Consider the following 17,995-nt stretch of genomic DNA (forward strand, 5'->3'; position numbering starts at 1 on the left):
GTTTCCGGCCCCAACCAATTGTGATCTTCGGGACTCTAACCGGATGTGGAACCGCAGAGGGTAGGGGAGTACTGGCTGGCCGGACGCCTGGGCGCCGGCGGTCAGGGCGTGGTCTACGACGCCTACGACGGCCAGGGCAGGCGGGTCGCGCTGAAGATGCTGCACGGCCCGGACCCGGGGCGTCTTCGGCGTGAGGCGGTGGCGGCGCGGGCGGTCGCCAGCTTCTGCACGGCACGCGTCCTGGAGGCGAACCTCGACGCCGACCAGCCGTACATCGTCAGCGAGTACGTCCAGGGCCCGAGCCTGCGGGCGGCCGGCCGGGTGTTCGAGGGCGACGACCTGCACCGGCTGGCCACCGGCATCGCCACCGCCCTGACGGCCATCCACGACGCGGGAGTCGTGCACAGGGACCTGAAGCCGGACAACGTCCTGCTCGGCCCCGACGGCCCACGGGTGATCGACTTCGGCATCGCCAGAACCCTGGACATGACCTCGACCAGGACGGGCGAGGTCTCGGGCACGCCGAGCTACATGGCGCCCGAGGTGTTCACCGGGCAGAAGGCGGGCCCGGCGGCCGACGTGTTCGCCTGGGGCGCGGTCGTCGTGTTCGCCGCGATCGGCCGGGACCCCTTCCAGGGCGACACCATGGGCGCGGTCATGCACCGGGTGCTGTCCTCGGACCCCGATCTGGGCGCCCTGCCGCCGCTGCTGGCCACCCTGGTCGCCTCCGCCCTGGACAAGGACCCGTCGCGGCGACCGGCCGCCAGGGACCTGCTGCTCGCCCTGCTGAGCGTGGTCCCGAAGGCACGGGCGACGGCGGGTACGGAGGATCAGCTGGCCGAGGGCAGCCGGACGGCCGAGGCGTTGCGACAGGCCGCGACGGCCGACCCGGGGCTCGGCACGATCGCCGAGGACGCCTACGCGGCCCTGCGTCAGGAGGAGCGCGCCGTGGCCGCCGAGGTGTTCCTCCGGCTGATCTCGGTCTCGCGTGACGGTGACGAGGGCGTGCGCGCGGTCTCGCTGCGGGAGTTGCTGGGCGGGCGCGGCGAAGCGGAGTGCGAGGCGATCGGCCGTGTCCTGCGGGCGTTCGCGTATCTGGTCGCCGAACGCGACGGGGTGATCTCGCTGTCGCGCCCGGCGGTGCTGCGGGCCTGGCCTCGGCTGCGGACGTGGGTGGAGGCCGACCGCGACGGGCTGGCCGTACTGGGGCAGATCAGTGCGTCGGCCGGGCACTGGGCCGAGCACGGGCGCAAGGACGGCGACCTGCTGCAGGGCTCCCGCCTGGACCAGGCGCTGACCTGGGCGGCGGCCGACCGGCGGCACGTGACGCTGACACCGCACGAGCGCGACTTCCTGAGGGCGGGCACCCGGCTTGCGGCCAGGCGCGCACGCCGTCGCCGTACCACCACGGCCGCCCTGGCCGGGCTGCTGCTGGTGGCGCTGGTGGCGGGCGGCGCGGCCGTGTGGCAGGGGCGGCAGGCGGCGGCGCAGCGTGACATCCTCTCGGCCAGGCAGATCGCGGTCGAGGCCGACCGGCTGCGTTCGGTCGACCCCAGGGCGGCCATGCAGCTCAGTGTGGCGGCCTGGGAACTGGCGCCACAGGTGGAGACCCGCGCCGGCCTCACCGCGGCGCTCCAGCAGCGCGAGCTGAGCGCCTTCCGCGACCCGCAGGTCAAGCAGGTGGCCACCCGCACGCTGAGCCCGGACGGCCGCACGCTCGTCAGCGTCACCCGGCAGGAGGTCACCCTGCTCGACGTCGTGACGGGCCGCAGGACCGGCGGCTGGCCGCTGCCGAGGTTGAAGGGCGACCTGATCGAGCCGACGCTCAGCGCCGACGGCAGGCTGATCGCGATCAACACCTTCGGCGACCCCGGCGAGTGGGCGGTCTTCCGTGTCGCCGACGGCCGGCGGCTGAGCGGCGGCGAGTTGAGCGCGTCCGGCGAGGGCGGCCTGAAGGCGACCTTCAGCGGTTCGGAGAACGTGATCGCGGTGTGGTGGGCCGCGGGCCTTGACGCCCTGTACGACGCCGGGACCGGCGACATGATCGGCACGAGGTTCCCGCCCGGCGGCGAGATCACGCACTCCGACGTGCCCGCCATCGATCCGAAGGGGCGCGAACTGCTGACCACCGGCGACCGCTGGAATGCGGTCACCCTGCCCGGCAGGCAGCCCAGCGGGCGCTACAAGGGCTGCGCCGATCTCCACCACGCGGCGGCGTTCAGCGCCGACGGCAAGGCGATGGCCTGCGCGGGGGAGTCGCTGGTCGTCCTGGACACCGCGAGCGGCACAACCGTGCTGCCCCGGTCGGACTCGGCCGTCTGGAACTGCGCGATCTGCGCCGAGTACGGCACGGCCCTGCGCTTCAGCGGCGACCGTCGCCACCTGGCCGCGTTCAACGGGCGCGACATCGTCGTGTGGGACATCCGGCAGGGCGTCGTCGTGCTGACCCACCGGGCGGGCGGCCGGCTGAGCGACGTGCGCTTCGACGCCGAGCGGCCGATCCTGCGCTACCTGGCGGGCGACACGGTCGTCGGCCTCGACCTGCTGCCGCACGGCCCGCGCAGGCCGATGCCGAAGGGCGAGGTCCAGGTCGCGCCCGGCGGTCATTGGGCGGTCGTCCAGGAGTTCGACAGGGAGCCGGTGCTGTGGGACGTGCGGGAGGGCGCGGCGGCCTGGACGATTCCCGACCGCGACGCGACGCTCAAGGGCTTCGACCTGTCGGGGACGCGGCTGCTGACGGTCTCCGACCGGGCCAGGCTGTGGGACCTGAAGAGCCGCAAGCAGGTGTGGAGCCTGCCGGGGAACATGCTCACCGAACTGAGCTTCTCACCCGACGGGCGTCTGGTCGTCCTCACCTACATGCTCAGCCAGGGCGGCAACGCCGACGTGGTGACCGTCGAGGCCGCCACCGGAAAGGTCCTGCACACCACGGCGAACACCACCACGCTGGGCGGCCGGTTCCTGCCCGACAACCGCACGGTCGTCGCGCCGTCGGGCGCGCTGCACGACGCGCTCACCGGCGAGGTCAGAGGCGCCGTCGACGTCGCCGAGACCCGCGCGACGGCGGTCAGCCCGCAGGGGCTCATCGCCATGGCCACGAGCGACGGCCGTCTCGCGCTGTGGAAGGACAAGGGGCCCGAGGCGGTGCGCCCGGCTCTGCCGCGTCCTGCGGGCGAGGTCGAGGCGATGGCGTTCGCCCCGGACGGCGGCGTCCTGGCGGCGGTCGGGGAGGCGGGCCTGCAGCTGTGGGACGTGGCGGGAGGCAGGCTGCTCGGCGAGGGGTACGGGCTGGACATCACCGAGCCGTCCTCCGTCGCCTTCACCGAGGACGGCGGCGCGATCCTGGTGAGCGGGCAGAGCGAGGGCATCCGGGAGATCCCGCTGGCCCCGGCGCGTGTGGCGCGGGCGGTGTGCGCCAGGTCGGGCCCGCCGCTGACCGAGGCGGAGTGGGCCGCGCACCTGCCCGACATCCCCTATCGCCGGGTCTGCGGCTAGGGCCTGCTGCGGCGCAGCCACGTGTAGGCGGCGACCGCGGCCAGCGACCAGGCGAAGGCGGGCAGGGCGAGCACGGCGGCCTGCGCGGCGAGTGCGCCGTCGCTCGCCGCGCGCATCCAGCCGGTCAACGGCACCAGGAAGCGCCCGGCGGGCGACATGCTGAGCAGGAGAAGGGCGAGGTACCCCAGCAGCAAGGCCATGATCGACAACGCGGGAGAGCCGAGGATCGCCCGGCTGGTCAGCGCCCCGACCGCGGTGCCGACCAGCGCCGCGACGCCGTACAGGACGATCACCGCGGTCAGGGTCTGGCCGGACGGCTGTGCGCTCAGCCCGAACACCAGCCCGCAGCCCAGTACGAAGGCGGCCAGGGCGAAGGTGACCAGCGCGGCGGCGGCGAGCCCGGCAGACACCTCGCGCGAGGGGCCGCCGACAGCGGTGGCCGAGATGGCGCGCTGCGTGTCGGGTTCGGCGTCGAGCAGGCCGCGTGCGGCCCAGGCCAGCAGCGGGATGACGAGCACGGCGGCGTCGGTCAGCGTCGAGGCCTCGCCGCCCACGGGGGCGCGCTGGGCGAAGACCAGGGCCAGCAGGATGAGGATCGGCAGCAGCGCCTGGACGATCCGGTGCGAGAGCACGTAGGCGGCCAGCCGGAAGCGCACGAGAGCGATCATGATGTGGGTATCCTCGCCGCGTAACCGCGTCTGCGCAGGTCGGTGAGCAGGTCGTCGGCCTCGCCCGCCGGAAGGGTGACCTCGATCGTCGCCATCGTGGCGGTCTCGGCCTCGGGGGCACGGCTCTCCTCGCGCAGCCGGGCCCCGGCGATCGTCCAGTAACGCGCCGGGAGCGACGAACGCAGGCCGCCCTGGTGGTCGCTGACCACGATCATGCTCCCGGCCGAGGCGAGTTCGGCCACGATCGCGGGCAGTTCGGCCCGCACACCGGCGTCGAGCCCGGCGAACGGCTCGTCGAGCACGAGCAGGCCCGGCCTGGCCATCAGCGCCTGGACCAGGCCCACCTTGTGCGCGCTGCCCTTGGACAGCTCGCTCAGCCGGTGGCCCATCAGCTCGCCGAGCCCGAGCCGCTCGGCCCAGGGCTCGAACGCGGCCCCGCCTCGCACCCGTGCCAGGTGCCGCAGGTACGCGGTGACGGTGAACGGCTGGTCCGCCGGCAGGTGGTCGGGCGCGTAGCCGACGGCGGCGGGCCTGCCGGTGATCGTGCCGGAGAGCGGCCTGGTCAGTCCGGCGAGCAGTCTGAGCAGCGTCGACTTGCCCGCGCCGTTGCGACCGGAGAGCTCGACCACGTCTCCCGCCGCCAAAGAGGCCGTCACGTCACGCAGGACGGGCGGGGCTCCTCGCCGATACCTGAAGGAGATGTCCGTGAGGTGCATAGGCCTCGAAGCCTAAGCGGTCGGGCCTTTCGCCGTGCTCCGGCGGCCGGTGGACTTCCTGCGGGCCCACTTGAGCGCGCGCGACACGACGGGACCGGCCAGGCTGATCTCGCCGGTGGCCCGCTTGAGCGCCTCGGTCGTGCGCTTGAGCTCATCGGAGGTCCTGCGCAGCTCGGCGCTGATCTGCTTGAGGTCGGGGGCGGCGGCGGGCGCGGCCTTCTTCCTGGCCTGGTTGATCCGCAGCAGCTCCCAGTCGCCGAAGGAGTCGGCGGCGTGCCACAGCTCCTCCTGCCCGGTCAGCCACTGCCGCAGCGCGGCCCTGATCGGCTCGGGGTCGCTCCAGGTGGCGTAGAGCTTCTGCGTGCTGACGCAGATCGGGTGCAGGCCTTGGGCGGACACCGCCTCCCAGACGGCCAGCGAGACGCCCGGCGTGTGCTCGCTGCGGTAGTCGTCGAACACCACGACGCCGCCGGGCCGCAGCACGGCACGCGCCGACTGGACGTCCTGCCGTACGTGGACGTAGAGGTGGGAGGCGTCGACGTGCACGAATCTGCACGAGGTGGGCTTGACGTGGTCGAGGATGACCGAGGTCGGGCCGTGGACGACGTGCGGGAGGCGCTCGTGGAAGGTGAGGTAGTGCTCCTCGAAACGCCGCCTGGTGAGCTCGGCGTAGGAGGCGCTGGTCTCCCTGTTGTTGGCCTCTTCGGGCGCGTCGGACTCGAACAGGTCGCAGACCGTGAACCGCTCGCCCGGCCGTAGGTGCTCGCCGACGAGGATGGCGCTCTTGCCCATGAAGACGCCGAGCTCCAGCAGGTCGCCGGGCTCCTCCGCGCTCAGGAACCAGCGAAACAGCGCCCTGTCGGTCGGCCAGAACCAGCCTGGTACCCGATCGAGGGCCTGCGCGGTGACGGCTGCAGTCGGCATGGCCGGACGCTAACAGCAGACAGGGGGTGCGAAACCGGGTGCGGCGAGGTGTTCACCCAGCCGACGCCCGTGCGTCAGGCGGTGGCGACCTGCCGGTCAGGCGGAGGCTCCTGGGCGTTCTTGATCAGCGCCACCAGTACCGAGGCGACGGGCGCGGCCAGGAAGGCCCCGGTGATCCCGGCCAGCACGCTGCCCAGTGTGATCGCGATGAGGATGACGGCCCCGGGCAGGTCGAGCGCCCTGCCGTAGATCTGCGGCGCGAGCACGTGGCCCTCGACCTGCTGCACGAGCACGGTCACCGCGACCACGACGAGCGCGACCAGCCAGCCCTTGGCCACGAATGCCACCACCGCGGCCAGCAGCCCGGCCATGAACGCCCCCACGACCGGCAGGAAGGCCCCGACGAAGGTGAGGACGGCCAGCGGCAGTGCGATCGGCACGCCGAGTATCCACAGCGCGATGCCGATGAAGAACCCGTCGACGAGGCCGACCATGGCCACGCCCCTGATGTAGCGCCCGACGACGTCGAACACCGTGTCGCCCGCCTCGCGCGTGTGCTGCCTGACGCTCGGCGGCAGCAGGTCGGTCAGCCAGGTGAACAGCCGGTCGCCGCCGTGCACGAAGTAGATCGACAGGATCACCGCCAGCACCGCGCCGACGACGATCTCGCCCGCTGTCTTGGCCCCGGCGAGTGCGCCGGTGGCGATGCTGGAGCTCTGCTTGGCGAACCACTCCCTGCCCTGGGCGACCATCTCCTCCAGGCGTTTGTCGTCCAGGCCGAGCCTTCCGGCCAGGGAGTGCAGGTCGTCGACGGCATGGCCGACACTGGACTGCAGCTGGGCGAACCCGTTGACGGTCGGCGGCACCAGCAGCGCCACGAACGCGCCGCCGAGCACGAGCCCGCCGACGCACACCAGCGTCGTGGACAGCCCTCTGCCCATGCCGCGCCCGCGCAGCCATCGGGCGGGCGGCAGCAGCAGGGCGGTGATGAAGACGCCCAGGATGACGGAGATCACGACGGTCCGGACGAGGGCGATCGTCCAGAGTGCGACCCCGATCAGCGCCAGGACGCACAGCAGGTGCCAGGCCCGCACGCCCGCTCGTTGGAGACCTCCACTAGCCATACGGGGATCCCTGCCCGGAAGGCAACCCAGTTGAACTGGGCAAATGCCTAAAGTTCCGGCTTTAGCGGGTGCCCCAGGAGTAGGTCTGCTTGCGGAGCTTGAGATAGACGAAGGACTCGGTGGTCCGGACCGAGGGGATGTTGCGGATCTTGCCGAGGATCTCCAGCAGATGGCCGTCGCCCTCGCAGACGACCTCGACGATCAGGTCGAAGGAGCCGGCCGTCAGCACGACGTAGTCGATCTCCTCGATGGCCGACAGCTTGTCGGCGACGACCTCCAGGTCGCCCTCGCACTTGACGCCGATCATCGCCTGGCGGGGGAAGCCGAGCGTGAGCGGGTCGGTCACCGCGACGATCTGCATGACGCCGCCGTCGAGCAGGCGTTGCACGCGCTGGCGTACGGCGGCCTCCGACAGGCCTACGGCCTTGCCGATGGCCGCGTAGGGCTTGCGGCCGTCCTCCTGGAGCTGCTCGATGATCTGCTTGGAGATGTCATCGAGTACGACCGGGCCACCGCCCTGCCGGGACTCCGGCGCACGGCGTACTTTGGGCGGGGTCGTCATTCGACGATTCCTCCTACATTGCGGGGGTTACCGGTGGGTTCCCGGCGCGTTGCCGTCCTGGTGCGACATGTTGTCAGTTCTAGGCCTTCTGTCAAGCGATTTCGTAGCAATTTGATATCTTCACGACGAAATCCCTTGTCGTGATGCACCTGCTCTGTCAGAGTCGCGGCAACTCAGCCACCTCACCTGGAGGTCAACGTTGACCACCCGTCTGCAGAACTTCATCAACGGTGAGTTCGTGGACGCCAAGAGCGGCCGATTCTCCGACGTCGTCGACCCGTGCACGGGAGAGGCCTATCTCCAGGCCCCCGTCTCCGGGCAGGAGGACGTCGACGCAGCTTACGCCGCCGCGGCCGTCGCGTTCCAATCCTGGGGCTCCACCACACCCGGCGAGCGCGCCGGTCTGCTGCTGAAGATCGCCGATGCGATCGAGGCGCGGGCCGACGAGATCAACGAGGCCGAGTGCCTCAACACCGGCAAGCCCCGCGCCCGCATGGCCGAGGACGAGACTCCTGTCGCCGCCGACCACTTCCGGTTCTTCGCCGGGGCCGCGCGCACGCTGGAGGGCCCCACGGCGGGTGAGTTCCTCGCCGACCACACCAGCGTCATCAGGCACGAGCCGATCGGCGTCATCGGTCAGGTCACGCCGTGGAACTACCCGATGATGATGGCGGTCTGGAAGATCGCCCCCGCGCTGGCCGCGGGCAACACCATCGTGCTCAAGCCGTCGGACACCACGCCGGTCTCCACGGTCAAGCTCGCCGAGATCATCGGAACGGTCCTTCCGCCCGGCGTGTTCAATGTCGTCACCGGCGACCGCGAGACCGGCGCCCTGGTCGTGGGCCATCCGACCGCCGCGATGGTCGCCATCACCGGCTCGGTCGGCGCGGGCATGGCCGTGGCCAAGACCGCGGCCGACGACCTCAAGCGCGTGCACCTCGAACTCGGCGGCAAGGCGCCCGTCGTGGTCTTCGAGGACGTCAAGGACCTCAAGGCCGCGGCCGAGTCCATCGCGACCGCCGGGCTCTACAACGCGGGCCAGGACTGCACCGCCGCCTGCCGCGTGCTGGTGCACGAGAGCGTGCACGACGAGTTCGTCGCCGCGCTCACCGAGGCCGCGTCGGGCACCGTCACCGGCGACCTGGCCGACGAGGACGCCCTGTACGGCCCGCTGAACAACGAGACGCAGCTCAGCCGCGTCTCGGCCTTCTTCGACAACGTCCCGGCGCATGCCAAGGTGCTCACCGGCGGCCACCGGGTCGGCGACAAGGGCTACTTCTTCGCCCCCACCGTCGTCGACGGCCTGCGCCAGGACGACGACATGGTGCAGAACGAGATCTTCGGCCCGGTCATCACCGTCCAGACCTTCACCGACGAGGCCGACGCCCTGGCCAAGGCCAACGGCGTGCGCTACGGCCTGTCGGGTTCGGTGTGGACCTCCGACCACGGCCGGGCGATGCGGATGTCGAACAGGCTCGACTTCGGCGTCGTCTGGGTCAACACCCACATCCCGTTCGTCTCGGAGATGCCGCACGGCGGCTTCAAGCACTCCGGGTACGGCAAGGACCTGTCGGTGTTCGGCCTGCACGACTACACCCGTGTCAAGCACGTCATGCACTACATCGGCGAATAACCACAACGCCTGATAGCCGCAAGACACTAGATAGAGGGATAATTCCTGGTCATGACCGAACTGCGGGATGCGACGAACACCCCCCACGTCGCGCAGGTGCCCGCCATCGAACTGGATGGCGTCGTCAAGGAGTACCTCTCGCACGGTGAGGTCGTCCAGGCGGTCAAGGGCGTCACGCTGAGCATCGCCGAGGGGGAGTTCTTCTCCCTCCTCGGCCCCTCAGGCTGCGGCAAGACCACGACCATGCGCATGATCGCCGGTTTCGAGGATCCTTCGCGTGGCGTGGTCAGGCTGCACGGCAAGGACGTCACCGACGTGCCGCCGAACAAGCGTGACGTCAACATGGTCTTCCAGTCCTATGCGCTGTTCCCGCACATGAACGTCTGGGACAACGTCGGGTTCGGCCTCAAGCAGCGCAAGGTGCCCGACGCCGAGATCAGGCGCCGCGTCGGCGAGATGCTGGAGATCGTCGACCTGACCGGGCGCGAGAAGCGCCGCCCGCGTGAGATGTCGGGCGGCCAGCAGCAGCGGGTCGCCCTGGCCAGGGCCCTGGTGAACAACCCCAGGGCGCTCCTGCTCGACGAACCGCTCGGCGCGCTCGACCTCAAACTGCGTCAGGCCATGCAGATCGAGCTCAAGCGCATCCAGCGCGAGGTCGGCATCACGTTCGTCTACGTGACGCACGACCAGAACGAGGCCCTCACCATGTCCGACCGCATCGCGGTCATGAACGACGGCCTCGTCGAACAGCTCGCGGGCCCGCGCGAGATCTACGAACGCCCCGCCACGGCGTTCGTCGCGGGCTTCATCGGCACCTCCAACCTGCTCAGCGGCACGCTGGCGAGCGAGGGCGTGCTGAAGCTCGGTGAGAGGGGACGCGTGCTCGTCGAGGGGCAGGCGGGCGCGTCCGTCGTCGTCACCGTGCGGCCGGAGAAGATCACGATTTCCACCGAGGAGCCGACGGGGGACGTGAGTGCCGTGCCCGGCACCGTCTCCGAGGTGGTCTATCTGGGGACCTACAACAGCTACACGGTGCATGTCGCCGATGGAGCCGAGGTGACCGTGTTCCAGCAGAACGCGGTCGACGCGACCACCACGGCAGAGCGTGGTGACTCCGTATGGCTGTCGTGGCAGCCGCAGCACTCGTACGCGATTGGACGTTGATAGCACCCCATGGACCCCCGCACGAACCCCGCCTTCCTCCGTGGCATGACCACCTCGCGCCGTGACGCGCTCAAACTCGCCGGTCTGTCGGCAGCGGCCCTCGCGCTCAGCGCGTGCGGCGTGCAGGGCAAGAAGGTCGAGGCGCCCAAGAAGGACGCCATCGCCGACTACTGGGCGAGCAAGAAGCAGAACGGCTCCCTGCGCTTCGCCAACTGGCCGCTCTACATCGACAAGGACGGCAAGAGGTACCCGTCCCTGGAGAAGTTCACCGCCGACACCGGTATCAAGGTGACCTACGCCGAGTCCATCCAGGACAACGGCACCTGGTTCGGCAAGATCCAGCCGCAGCTCGCCGCCGGCACCGACATCGGCTGCGACCTGATGGTGATGACCAACGGCATCCAGCTCGGCAAGGCCATCGCCCTGGGCTACCTGGTGCCGCTGGACCACGCCAAGCTGCCGACGTTCGCCGCCAACGCCGCGCCGAAGGTCAAGAACCCGCACTGGGACCCGAACAACACCTACACGATCCCGTGGACGATCGGCGTCACCGGCATCGCCTACAACCCCAAGTACGTCGACGAGGTCACCACCATGGCCGACCTCTGGAACCCGAAGTACAAGGGCAAGGTCGGCATGATGCTCGACACGCAGGAACTGGCCAACTTCGGCCTGTTCGCCCTCGGCATCGACCCCGACAAGGCCACCGAGGCCGACTGGCGCAAGGCAGCGGTCAAGCTCCAGGAGCAGCGCGACGCCGGACTCGTCCGCAAGTACTACGAGAACGACTATGTCGAGGCGCTGGTACGCGGCGACATCTGGATCACCATGGCCTGGTCGGGCGACGTCTTCCAGCAGATCGCCGAGGGCAAGGACCTGAAGTTCGTGGTCCCCGCCGAGGGCGCCACGATCTGGACCGACAACATGTGCATCCCCAAGACCTCGCAGAACCCGGTCGACGCCCTGGCCCTGATGGACTACGTCTACAAACCGGACATCGCGACCATGCTGGTGGAGTACATCAACTTCATCACCCCCGTCCCGGCCTCCAAGGACCTGGTCATGGCCAACGCGGCCAAGGCCAAGGGCGAGGACAAGGCCTTCCTCGAGCAGGTGGCGGGCAGCCCGCTCATCTACCCGTCCGAGAGCGACATGGCCAAGCTGCGTTCGTACCAGACGCTGACGCCGCCGCAGGAGAAGGTCTTCGAGAGCATCTTCCAGCCCATCAGCCAGGGCTGACCGGCCATGAAACGCCTCACCCCCTACCTGCTGGTCCTGCCGGGCGGACTCTGGCTGGCGATCTTCCTGGTGGTGCCGATGGTCTTCATGGCCTCGGTCTCCACCCAGGAGGGCGACGTCGTCAACGGCTTCGTCCAGACGTTCAACGTCGGCGCCTACGCCGACGTGCTGGTGCAGTACAAGACGCAGTTCCTGCGCTCGGCCTGGTACGGCCTGGCCGGGACGGTGGTGTCGATCGCACTCGCCTATCCGATGGCGTACTGGATCGCCTTCAAGGGCGGGGCGCGTAAGTCGACCTATCTGCTGCTGGTGCTGCTGCCGTTCTTCGTGTCGTTCGTGCTGCGGACGGTGTCGTGGAAGTTCCTGCTGGCCGACGAGGGCATCGTGCTGGAGCCGTTGAAGGCCGTGGGCGTGCTGCCCGAGGACTTCCACGTGCTGCAGACGACGGTGGCGGTGGTGGGCGGGCTGGTCTACAACTACCTGCCGTTCATGATCCTGCCGATCTACGTGGCGCTGGAGCGGGTCGATCCCCGGGTGGTCGAGGCCGCGCAGGACCTGTACGCGACGCGGCGCAGCGCGTTCGCCAAGGTGGTGCTGCCGCTGTCGCTGCCGGGGGTGTTCGCCGGGGTGCTGATGACATTCGTGCCGATGACGTCCGACTACGTCAACGCCGGCATTCTCGGAGGGCCGGAGAACACGATGATCGGCAACATCATCCAGACGGAGTACCTGCAGAACAACGACTATCCCTCGGCGGCGGCGCTGTCGTTCACGCTGATGGCGGCGATGCTGATCGGCATCTTCGCGTATGCCAGGGCGCTCGGCACCGAGAACGTCCTCGAGGCGGCGGCCCGATGACCCGGCTGCCCGACCGGCTGCTGAAGGGCTATGTCTGGCTGGTGCTGGCCTGGCTGTTCCTGCCGATCGTCGTCATGATCGCCTTCGGCTTCAACGACATCACCAGCAAGTCGAACGTCAGCTGGGAGGGGTTCACGCTCAAGTGGTGGACCCGGCTCGACGAGTATCCCGACCTGGTCGCGGCCGTGCGCAACTCACTGATCATCGCGGTCGTCTCGACGGTGATCACCACGGCCATCGGCACGCTGATGGGGCTGGCGCTCGGGCGCTACCGGTTCAAGGGGCAGGGCGCGACGAACCTGGTGATGTTCGCGGCGATCTCCTCGCCCGAACTCGTCATGGGCGCCTCGCTGCTGTCGTTGTTCATCAGCGCGGGCGTGCAGACCGGTTTCGTCACTGTGGTGATCGCGCACGTGCTGTTCTCGCTGTCGTTCGTGGCGGTGACCGTACGGGCCAGGGTGGTCGGCATCGATCCCTCGATCGAGGAGGCGGCCCGTGACCTCGGGGCCTCGACGCTGGTCACGTTCTGGCGGATCACCCTGCCGATGATCATGCCGGGTGTGGTGTCGGGCGCCTTGCTGGCGTTCGCCCTGTCGATCGACGACTTCGTCATCACCCAGTTCACCACCAGTGGCGACGTCCAGACGTTCCCGTTGTGGATCTGGGGGGCCACCCGTATCGGGGTCCCACCCCAGGTGAATATCCTGGGCACACTCATCTTCGCGGTGGGCGTGGCCATCGCCGTGGTCAACATGGTGCTGTCGCGCCGCCGTGCCTAGAGTTCCGGCGTCCCCCGCTCCGGCGGGGGATTTCGGCATATCCACAGTCGTCTGCAGTGAACAGGGAGGCGAGATCGGATTTCGGCGGGGGGAACCCGTGCGTGGTCGAAAGGGCCGCGCGATACCACCAAAAAAGATGAATCTACGCTTCACGTAGGGAAGTGAAATGTGTGGATCCGCTGAAGGCTCTTGCTGACGCGGAGCGCAAGCCCTTCTGGCTGGACACTCCGGCCAGACCCGAACCGCTGAGGCGGCTCGTCGGGCACACGGACGCCGACCTGGTCGTGGTCGGCGGTGGCTTCTCAGGGCTGTGGACGGCCCTGATGGCCAAGGAACGCGACCCGTCCATGGACGTGGTCCTCCTCGAAGGCCGCCGGATCGGCTGGGCGGCATCGGGACGCAACGGGGGATTCGCGATGGCGACCCTCACCCACGGCATCGCCAACGGACTCGAACGCTGGCCGCAGGACATCGAACGCCTGGAACGCATGGGCGTGGACAACCTCGATGAGCTGGAGCGCACCGTCGAGCGCTACGGCATCGACTGCTCGATCGAGCGCACCGGCGAACTGCACGTCGCCACCGAGCCGTGGCAGCTCGACGACCTGGACGAACATCTCGGCCTGATCCAGGAGCTCGGGCTCGACTACGTGCCGATGGACCAGCAGCAGGTGCGGGCGGAGGTGAACTCGCCCACCTACCTCGGCGGACTGTGGGAGCGCAGCGGCTGCGCCATGCTCGACCCGGCCCGCCTGGCGTGGGGGCTGCGCGACGCGTGCGTGCGGCTCGGCGTGCGCATCTACGAACGCTCACCCGTGCGCTCGCTCGACGACAACGGCGTCACCATCGAGCTGCGCACACCGTACGGCACGGCCAGGGCCGGGCGGGTGGCGCTGGGCACAGGGGTGTTCCCGCCGCTGCTCAAGCGGCTCAAGCACTTCCTGGTGCCGGTCTACGACTACGCGCTGATGACCGAGCCGATGTCGGCCGAGCAGCTCGCCTCCGTCGGCTGGCACAACAGGCAGGGCGTGGGCGACTCGGCCAACCAGTTCCACTACTACCGGCTGACCGACGACAACCGCATCCTGTGGGGCGGTTACGACGCCGTGTACTACAACGGCGGTCAGCTCAAGCCCGAGTACGACCAGCGCGACGAGACCTTCGTCAAGCTGGCCGGGCACTTCTACACCACCTTCCCGCAGCTCGAAGGGATGAGGTTCACCCACCGCTGGGGCGGCGTCATCGACACCTGCAGCCGCTTCAGCGCCTTCTACGGCCAGGCGCACGGCGGTCGTCTCGCCTATGCGGTGGGCTACACCGGCATGGGCGTCGGCGCCACCAGGTTCGGTGCGAACGTGATGCTCGACCTGCTGTCGGGCGAGCGCACCGAGCGGACCGAGCTGGCGATGGTGAAGGAGAAGCCGGTGCCCTTCCCGCCCGAGCCGGTGCGGTCGGGGGTGATCCAGTTCACCCGGTGGTCGATCGCACAGGCCGACCTCCACCAGGGCAGGCGCAATCTGTGGCTGCGCACGCTCGACCGCTTCGGTCTGGGGTTCGACTCCTGACCCGTCCACGGGGGTACGGCTCGCGCCCGATGGTGCGAGCCGTACGCGCCGCCGTACACAATGGCCGGTATGAGCGAGCGGATCGAGTTCACCGTGGACGGCCTGCGCCTGGTCGGCGACCTGCGGACGCCTGCCGGGCCCGGCCCGCATCCGGCGCTGGTGCTGACCGGGCCCCTCACCGGGGTGCGCGAGCAGGTCACCGGGCTCTACGCCGCACGCCTGAGCGCGCTGGGGTTCGTCACCCTGGCCTTCGACCATCGCAGCTGGGGCGAGTCGCAGGGTGAGCCCCGCTGTCACGAGGACCCGCAGGGCAAGCTGCACGACCTGCGGGCCGCGGTGTCGGCGCTGCGGGCCAGGCCCGAGGTCGACGCCGGGCGCGTCGGCGCGGTCGGCATCTGCCTGGGCGGCGGCTACGCGCTGAAGTTCGCGGCGTTCGACCCCAGGGTGAAGGCGTTCGCCGGGATCGCGGGCGGCTATGCCAACCCCTACGGCATGCGGGGCGAGCAGGAGGAGTCGCTCGGCGAGCTCACGGCGGTGCTGGAGCGCCAGGACCTCGGCGGCGAGGTGGAGTACATCGCGGCCGTGGCCGAGCAGGGCGAGGCGGCCATGCGGGGCGCGGAGCCTTTCGCCTACTTCGGCACCGCGCGCTCGGCGGCGCCGCGCTGGCGCAACGAGGTGACGCGGGCCTCGCTCCGAGAGCTGATCACCGTCGACAACATGATGGGCGCCGACTTCCTCTCGCCCAAGCCCGGCCTCATCGTGCACGGCGTCATCGACGCCTCCTGCTCGCCCGAGGGCGCCGAGGAGGCCTACAAGCGCCTCGACGAGCCCAAGCGCATCGTCTGGGTGGACGCCAGACGCCATGTCGACCTGTACGACGCCGAGCCGTACGTGAGCCAGGCGGTCGAGGCGACGGCCGCCTTCCTCCACGAGTACCTCTAGCGGCCGCCTGCCTGCATACAAGGATGTAGGCCGATCTCGCCACGGCGGACGATTCCCGGCCCGGCCCGGCGCGCGACGCTGGAAGCATGCGACGCATCGATGCCCTGGACGTGCTCCGGGGTGTGGCGATCATGGGCACCCTCGGCACCAACATCTGGATCTTCACCGCTCCCGGCGGTCCCGCCGCGCTGACCGTCGCCGGGGCCGGGACGGGCATCGTGGAGATCGTTCTGAGGTTCCTGTCCAACGGCAAGTTCCTCGGTCTGCTCACGCTGCTGTTCGGCGTGGGGCTTGAGATCCAGTACCGCAGTGCGGTGCGCAGGGGCATGGGCTGGCCGGGCAGGTACTTATGGCGGGCTGCGCTGCTGCTGGCCGAAGGGGCGCTGCACTACGTCCTGATCTTCGAGTTCGACGTGCTGATGGGCTATGCGGTCGTGTCGATGCTGGTCGCCTGGCTGATCGGCAGGAGTGCCAGGACGGTCGGCTGGTGGATGGCCGGGGCCGGGGTGCTGCACGGAGGCGTGGTGGCGCTGCTCACCGTCGTCCTGCTCGGCCTGGGCGACGCGGCGTTCACCGGTGCTCCGGGCACGCTCTACAGCCAGGGCGGTTGGTGGGATCAGGTCGTGGCGCGGGTGGCCTCGATGGGGGCGTACCGGATCGAGATGGTGTTCGTCGTCCCGCTGGGGATCGTGCTGTTCCTGGCGGGATCGCGGTTGATGCGGGCGGGCGTCTTCGCGCCCGAGGGTGAGCGTCTGCGGGGGCGGCTCATGCTCGTGGGGCTCGGAGCCGGGCTGCCGCTGAACCTGGTGACGTCGTTCGCCGGGCCGGCCTGGTTCCTCGTCGACCGTTACGTCCTGGCGCCGCTGGTGGCGGTCGGCCTGCTGGGGCTGATCACCTCGCTCGTGCTGCGGCTGGGGGAGCGGCAGGGGCCGGTCAGGCGGGGGCTGGTCGCGGTGGGGCGCACGGCGTTGTCCGGCTATGTGCTGCAGAACCTGGTGGCGAGCGCGCTGTGTTACGGCTGGGGGCTGGGGCTGGCCGTACGGCTGGACTGGGCGCGGCCGTGGTGGGTGCCGGTGGCGTGGGCGGTGATCTGCCTGGGGCTGGCGGTCGCGGCCTCGTGGTGGTTGCGGAGGTTCTCGCGCGGGCCGCTCGAGCTGGCCTGGCAGTGGGCTTACCAGGCGCCCTTCCGCCGATCTTCCGGCAAGAAGCGGACGAGTGTGGCGGCATGACCATCGGGGCAGAGATCACCCAGTAGCCGGATATCGCCGCCCCCGGGTGAGATCACGTGATTGACCCGGGGGTGGGGCATGCGTCGTGCATGGACGGTATTGGTAGGTGGCCTGCTGATGGCCGGATGCGGCAACGCGCCACAGCAGGCGGCCGTGCCCTTCGCCTGGAAGCCGCTCGCCGACGCGCCGGTCTGCGTGCAGAGCTACCGCGACCAGGCGGCGGCAGACAAGGCCGAGACCAGGCTGGTGTCCGCCGTGCGCCGCTACATCGGCAGGCGGCCGGGCCGCGTCGTCTTCATGGCGCACGACCTGCGCACCGGCGCCTCGTTCGGCCATCGCGAGCACGAGCACGGCATGATCACTGCCAGCGGCTCCAAGGTCGACATCCTCACCGCCCTGCTCATGCGCAGGGGCAAACTCGGCGAGACCGAACGCGACCTGGCCAAGCGCATGATCACCGAGAGCGACAACCACGCCGCCGACGCCCTGTGGTGGCGCGTGGGCGCGGGAGGCGGCATGAGCCGTACCTATCGCAAGCTCGGCCTGCGCGAGACCGAGCCGGGCCCGAGCAGGTTCTGGGGCGGCACCAACACCAGTCCTTCGGACCGGATCAGGCTGCTGAAGGTGCTGGTCAAGGGCGGCGGCGGGATGAACGCCGAGGACAGGCGCCAGGTGCTGGCCCTGATGGAGCAGGTCAAGAAGGACCAGGCGTGGGGGGTGAGCGCGGCGGCCCGCAAGGGCGACAAGGTGGCGCTGAAGAACGGCTGGACGCCCAGGCCCTTCATCCACAACACATGGGCGGTCACCAGCTACGGCCGGGTGCACGGCAAGGGCCGCGACCTGCTGCTGGCCGTACAGACCGATCTGCAGCCCGGGGAGGCGACCGGGATCGGCACGATCGAGGGGGTGGCCAGGATCGTCGGGGCGGGTGTGGACAAGCTGGACGCCAGGAAGAGCAGGCCGTGCCCGCAGCCGGCGAGTGCGCTCGGGCACTACCGGGCGCGATGAGCCGTCGGCGCCTGCCTTGTGGTTTGGGGTAGAATGGCGCTTTTGGTTGACCGCTCGGCGGCCGCTTGTCGGTATCACCCCGGTCGAAG

At 69.9% G+C, this 17,995-nt stretch carries 15 protein-coding genes; 10 read left to right on the top strand and 5 right to left on the bottom strand.

Annotated features, from left to right (window positions below; translation table 11 throughout):
- Positions 1–45: 45 nt before the first annotated feature.
- Positions 46–3,495: a protein kinase domain-containing protein gene (locus ACTWNK_RS10975; protein WP_474303780.1), complete on the top strand. Its 3,450-nt coding sequence runs from the start codon at positions 46–48 to the stop codon at positions 3,493–3,495.
- Here the strand turns inward: ACTWNK_RS10975 and ACTWNK_RS10980 are convergent.
- The 5 genes from ACTWNK_RS10980 to ACTWNK_RS11000 form a co-directional block, all read right to left on the bottom strand.
- On the bottom strand, positions 3,492–4,163 hold the full coding sequence (locus ACTWNK_RS10980; protein WP_474303781.1) for a hypothetical protein: 672 nt from the start codon (positions 4,161–4,163) through the stop codon (positions 3,492–3,494). The two genes, ACTWNK_RS10975 and ACTWNK_RS10980, sit on opposite strands and share 4 nt — an antisense overlap.
- Complete coding sequence (locus tag ACTWNK_RS10985; RefSeq protein WP_474303782.1) at positions 4,160–4,879, bottom strand: ATP-binding cassette domain-containing protein; 720 nt, start codon at positions 4,877–4,879, stop codon at positions 4,160–4,162. Before ACTWNK_RS10985 ends, ACTWNK_RS10980 begins: the two co-directional genes overlap by 4 nt.
- Positions 4,880–4,891: 12 nt before the next feature.
- Positions 4,892–5,803: a class I SAM-dependent methyltransferase gene (locus tag ACTWNK_RS10990; RefSeq protein ID WP_474303783.1), complete on the bottom strand. Its 912-nt coding sequence runs from the start codon at positions 5,801–5,803 to the stop codon at positions 4,892–4,894.
- 74 nt (positions 5,804–5,877) lie between these two features.
- On the bottom strand, positions 5,878–6,927 hold the full coding sequence (locus ACTWNK_RS10995; protein ID WP_474303784.1) for an AI-2E family transporter: 1,050 nt from the start codon (positions 6,925–6,927) through the stop codon (positions 5,878–5,880).
- A gap of 61 nt (positions 6,928–6,988) precedes the next feature.
- Positions 6,989–7,489: an Lrp/AsnC family transcriptional regulator gene (locus ACTWNK_RS11000; protein ID WP_474303785.1), complete on the bottom strand. Its 501-nt coding sequence runs from the start codon at positions 7,487–7,489 to the stop codon at positions 6,989–6,991.
- Between the two features lie 199 nt (positions 7,490–7,688).
- Between ACTWNK_RS11000 and ACTWNK_RS11005 the strand changes: the two genes are divergently transcribed.
- The 9 genes from ACTWNK_RS11005 (at position 7,689) to ACTWNK_RS11045 (ending at position 17,906) form a co-directional block, all read left to right on the top strand.
- Positions 7,689–9,122 (top strand): gamma-aminobutyraldehyde dehydrogenase, encoded by a 1,434-nt coding sequence (locus tag ACTWNK_RS11005; protein WP_474303786.1) that lies wholly within the window; start codon positions 7,689–7,691, stop codon positions 9,120–9,122.
- Positions 9,123–9,173: 51 nt separating this feature from the next.
- Positions 9,174–10,286 (top strand): ABC transporter ATP-binding protein, encoded by a 1,113-nt coding sequence (locus ACTWNK_RS11010; RefSeq protein WP_474303787.1) that lies wholly within the window; start codon positions 9,174–9,176, stop codon positions 10,284–10,286.
- Between the two features lie 45 nt (positions 10,287–10,331).
- Positions 10,332–11,525, top strand: a complete 1,194-nt coding sequence (locus ACTWNK_RS11015; protein ID WP_474303788.1) for an ABC transporter substrate-binding protein — start codon at positions 10,332–10,334, stop codon at positions 11,523–11,525.
- A 6-nt stretch (positions 11,526–11,531) separates the two neighbouring features.
- On the top strand, positions 11,532–12,383 hold the full coding sequence (locus ACTWNK_RS11020; RefSeq protein WP_474303789.1) for an ABC transporter permease: 852 nt from the start codon (positions 11,532–11,534) through the stop codon (positions 12,381–12,383).
- A complete protein-coding gene (locus ACTWNK_RS11025; RefSeq protein ID WP_474303790.1) occupies positions 12,380–13,162 on the top strand; it encodes an ABC transporter permease in 783 nt (260 codons plus the stop codon). Before ACTWNK_RS11020 ends, ACTWNK_RS11025 begins: the two co-directional genes overlap by 4 nt.
- A 170-nt stretch (positions 13,163–13,332) precedes the next feature.
- Positions 13,333–14,727: an NAD(P)/FAD-dependent oxidoreductase gene (locus ACTWNK_RS11030; protein WP_474303791.1), complete on the top strand. Its 1,395-nt coding sequence runs from the start codon at positions 13,333–13,335 to the stop codon at positions 14,725–14,727.
- 69 nt (positions 14,728–14,796) lie between these two features.
- Positions 14,797–15,669 (top strand): alpha/beta hydrolase, encoded by an 873-nt coding sequence (locus ACTWNK_RS11035; RefSeq protein WP_474303792.1) that lies wholly within the window; start codon positions 14,797–14,799, stop codon positions 15,667–15,669.
- Between the two features lie 86 nt (positions 15,670–15,755).
- A complete protein-coding gene (locus ACTWNK_RS11040; protein ID WP_474303793.1) occupies positions 15,756–16,898 on the top strand; it encodes a DUF418 domain-containing protein in 1,143 nt (380 codons plus the stop codon).
- A gap of 78 nt (positions 16,899–16,976) precedes the next feature.
- A complete protein-coding gene (locus ACTWNK_RS11045; RefSeq protein WP_474303794.1) occupies positions 16,977–17,906 on the top strand; it encodes a serine hydrolase in 930 nt (309 codons plus the stop codon).
- The last annotated feature ends 89 nt before the right edge of the window (positions 17,907–17,995 follow it).

The sequence above is a fragment of the Nonomuraea sp. IBHARD001 genome (assembly GCF_056106265.1).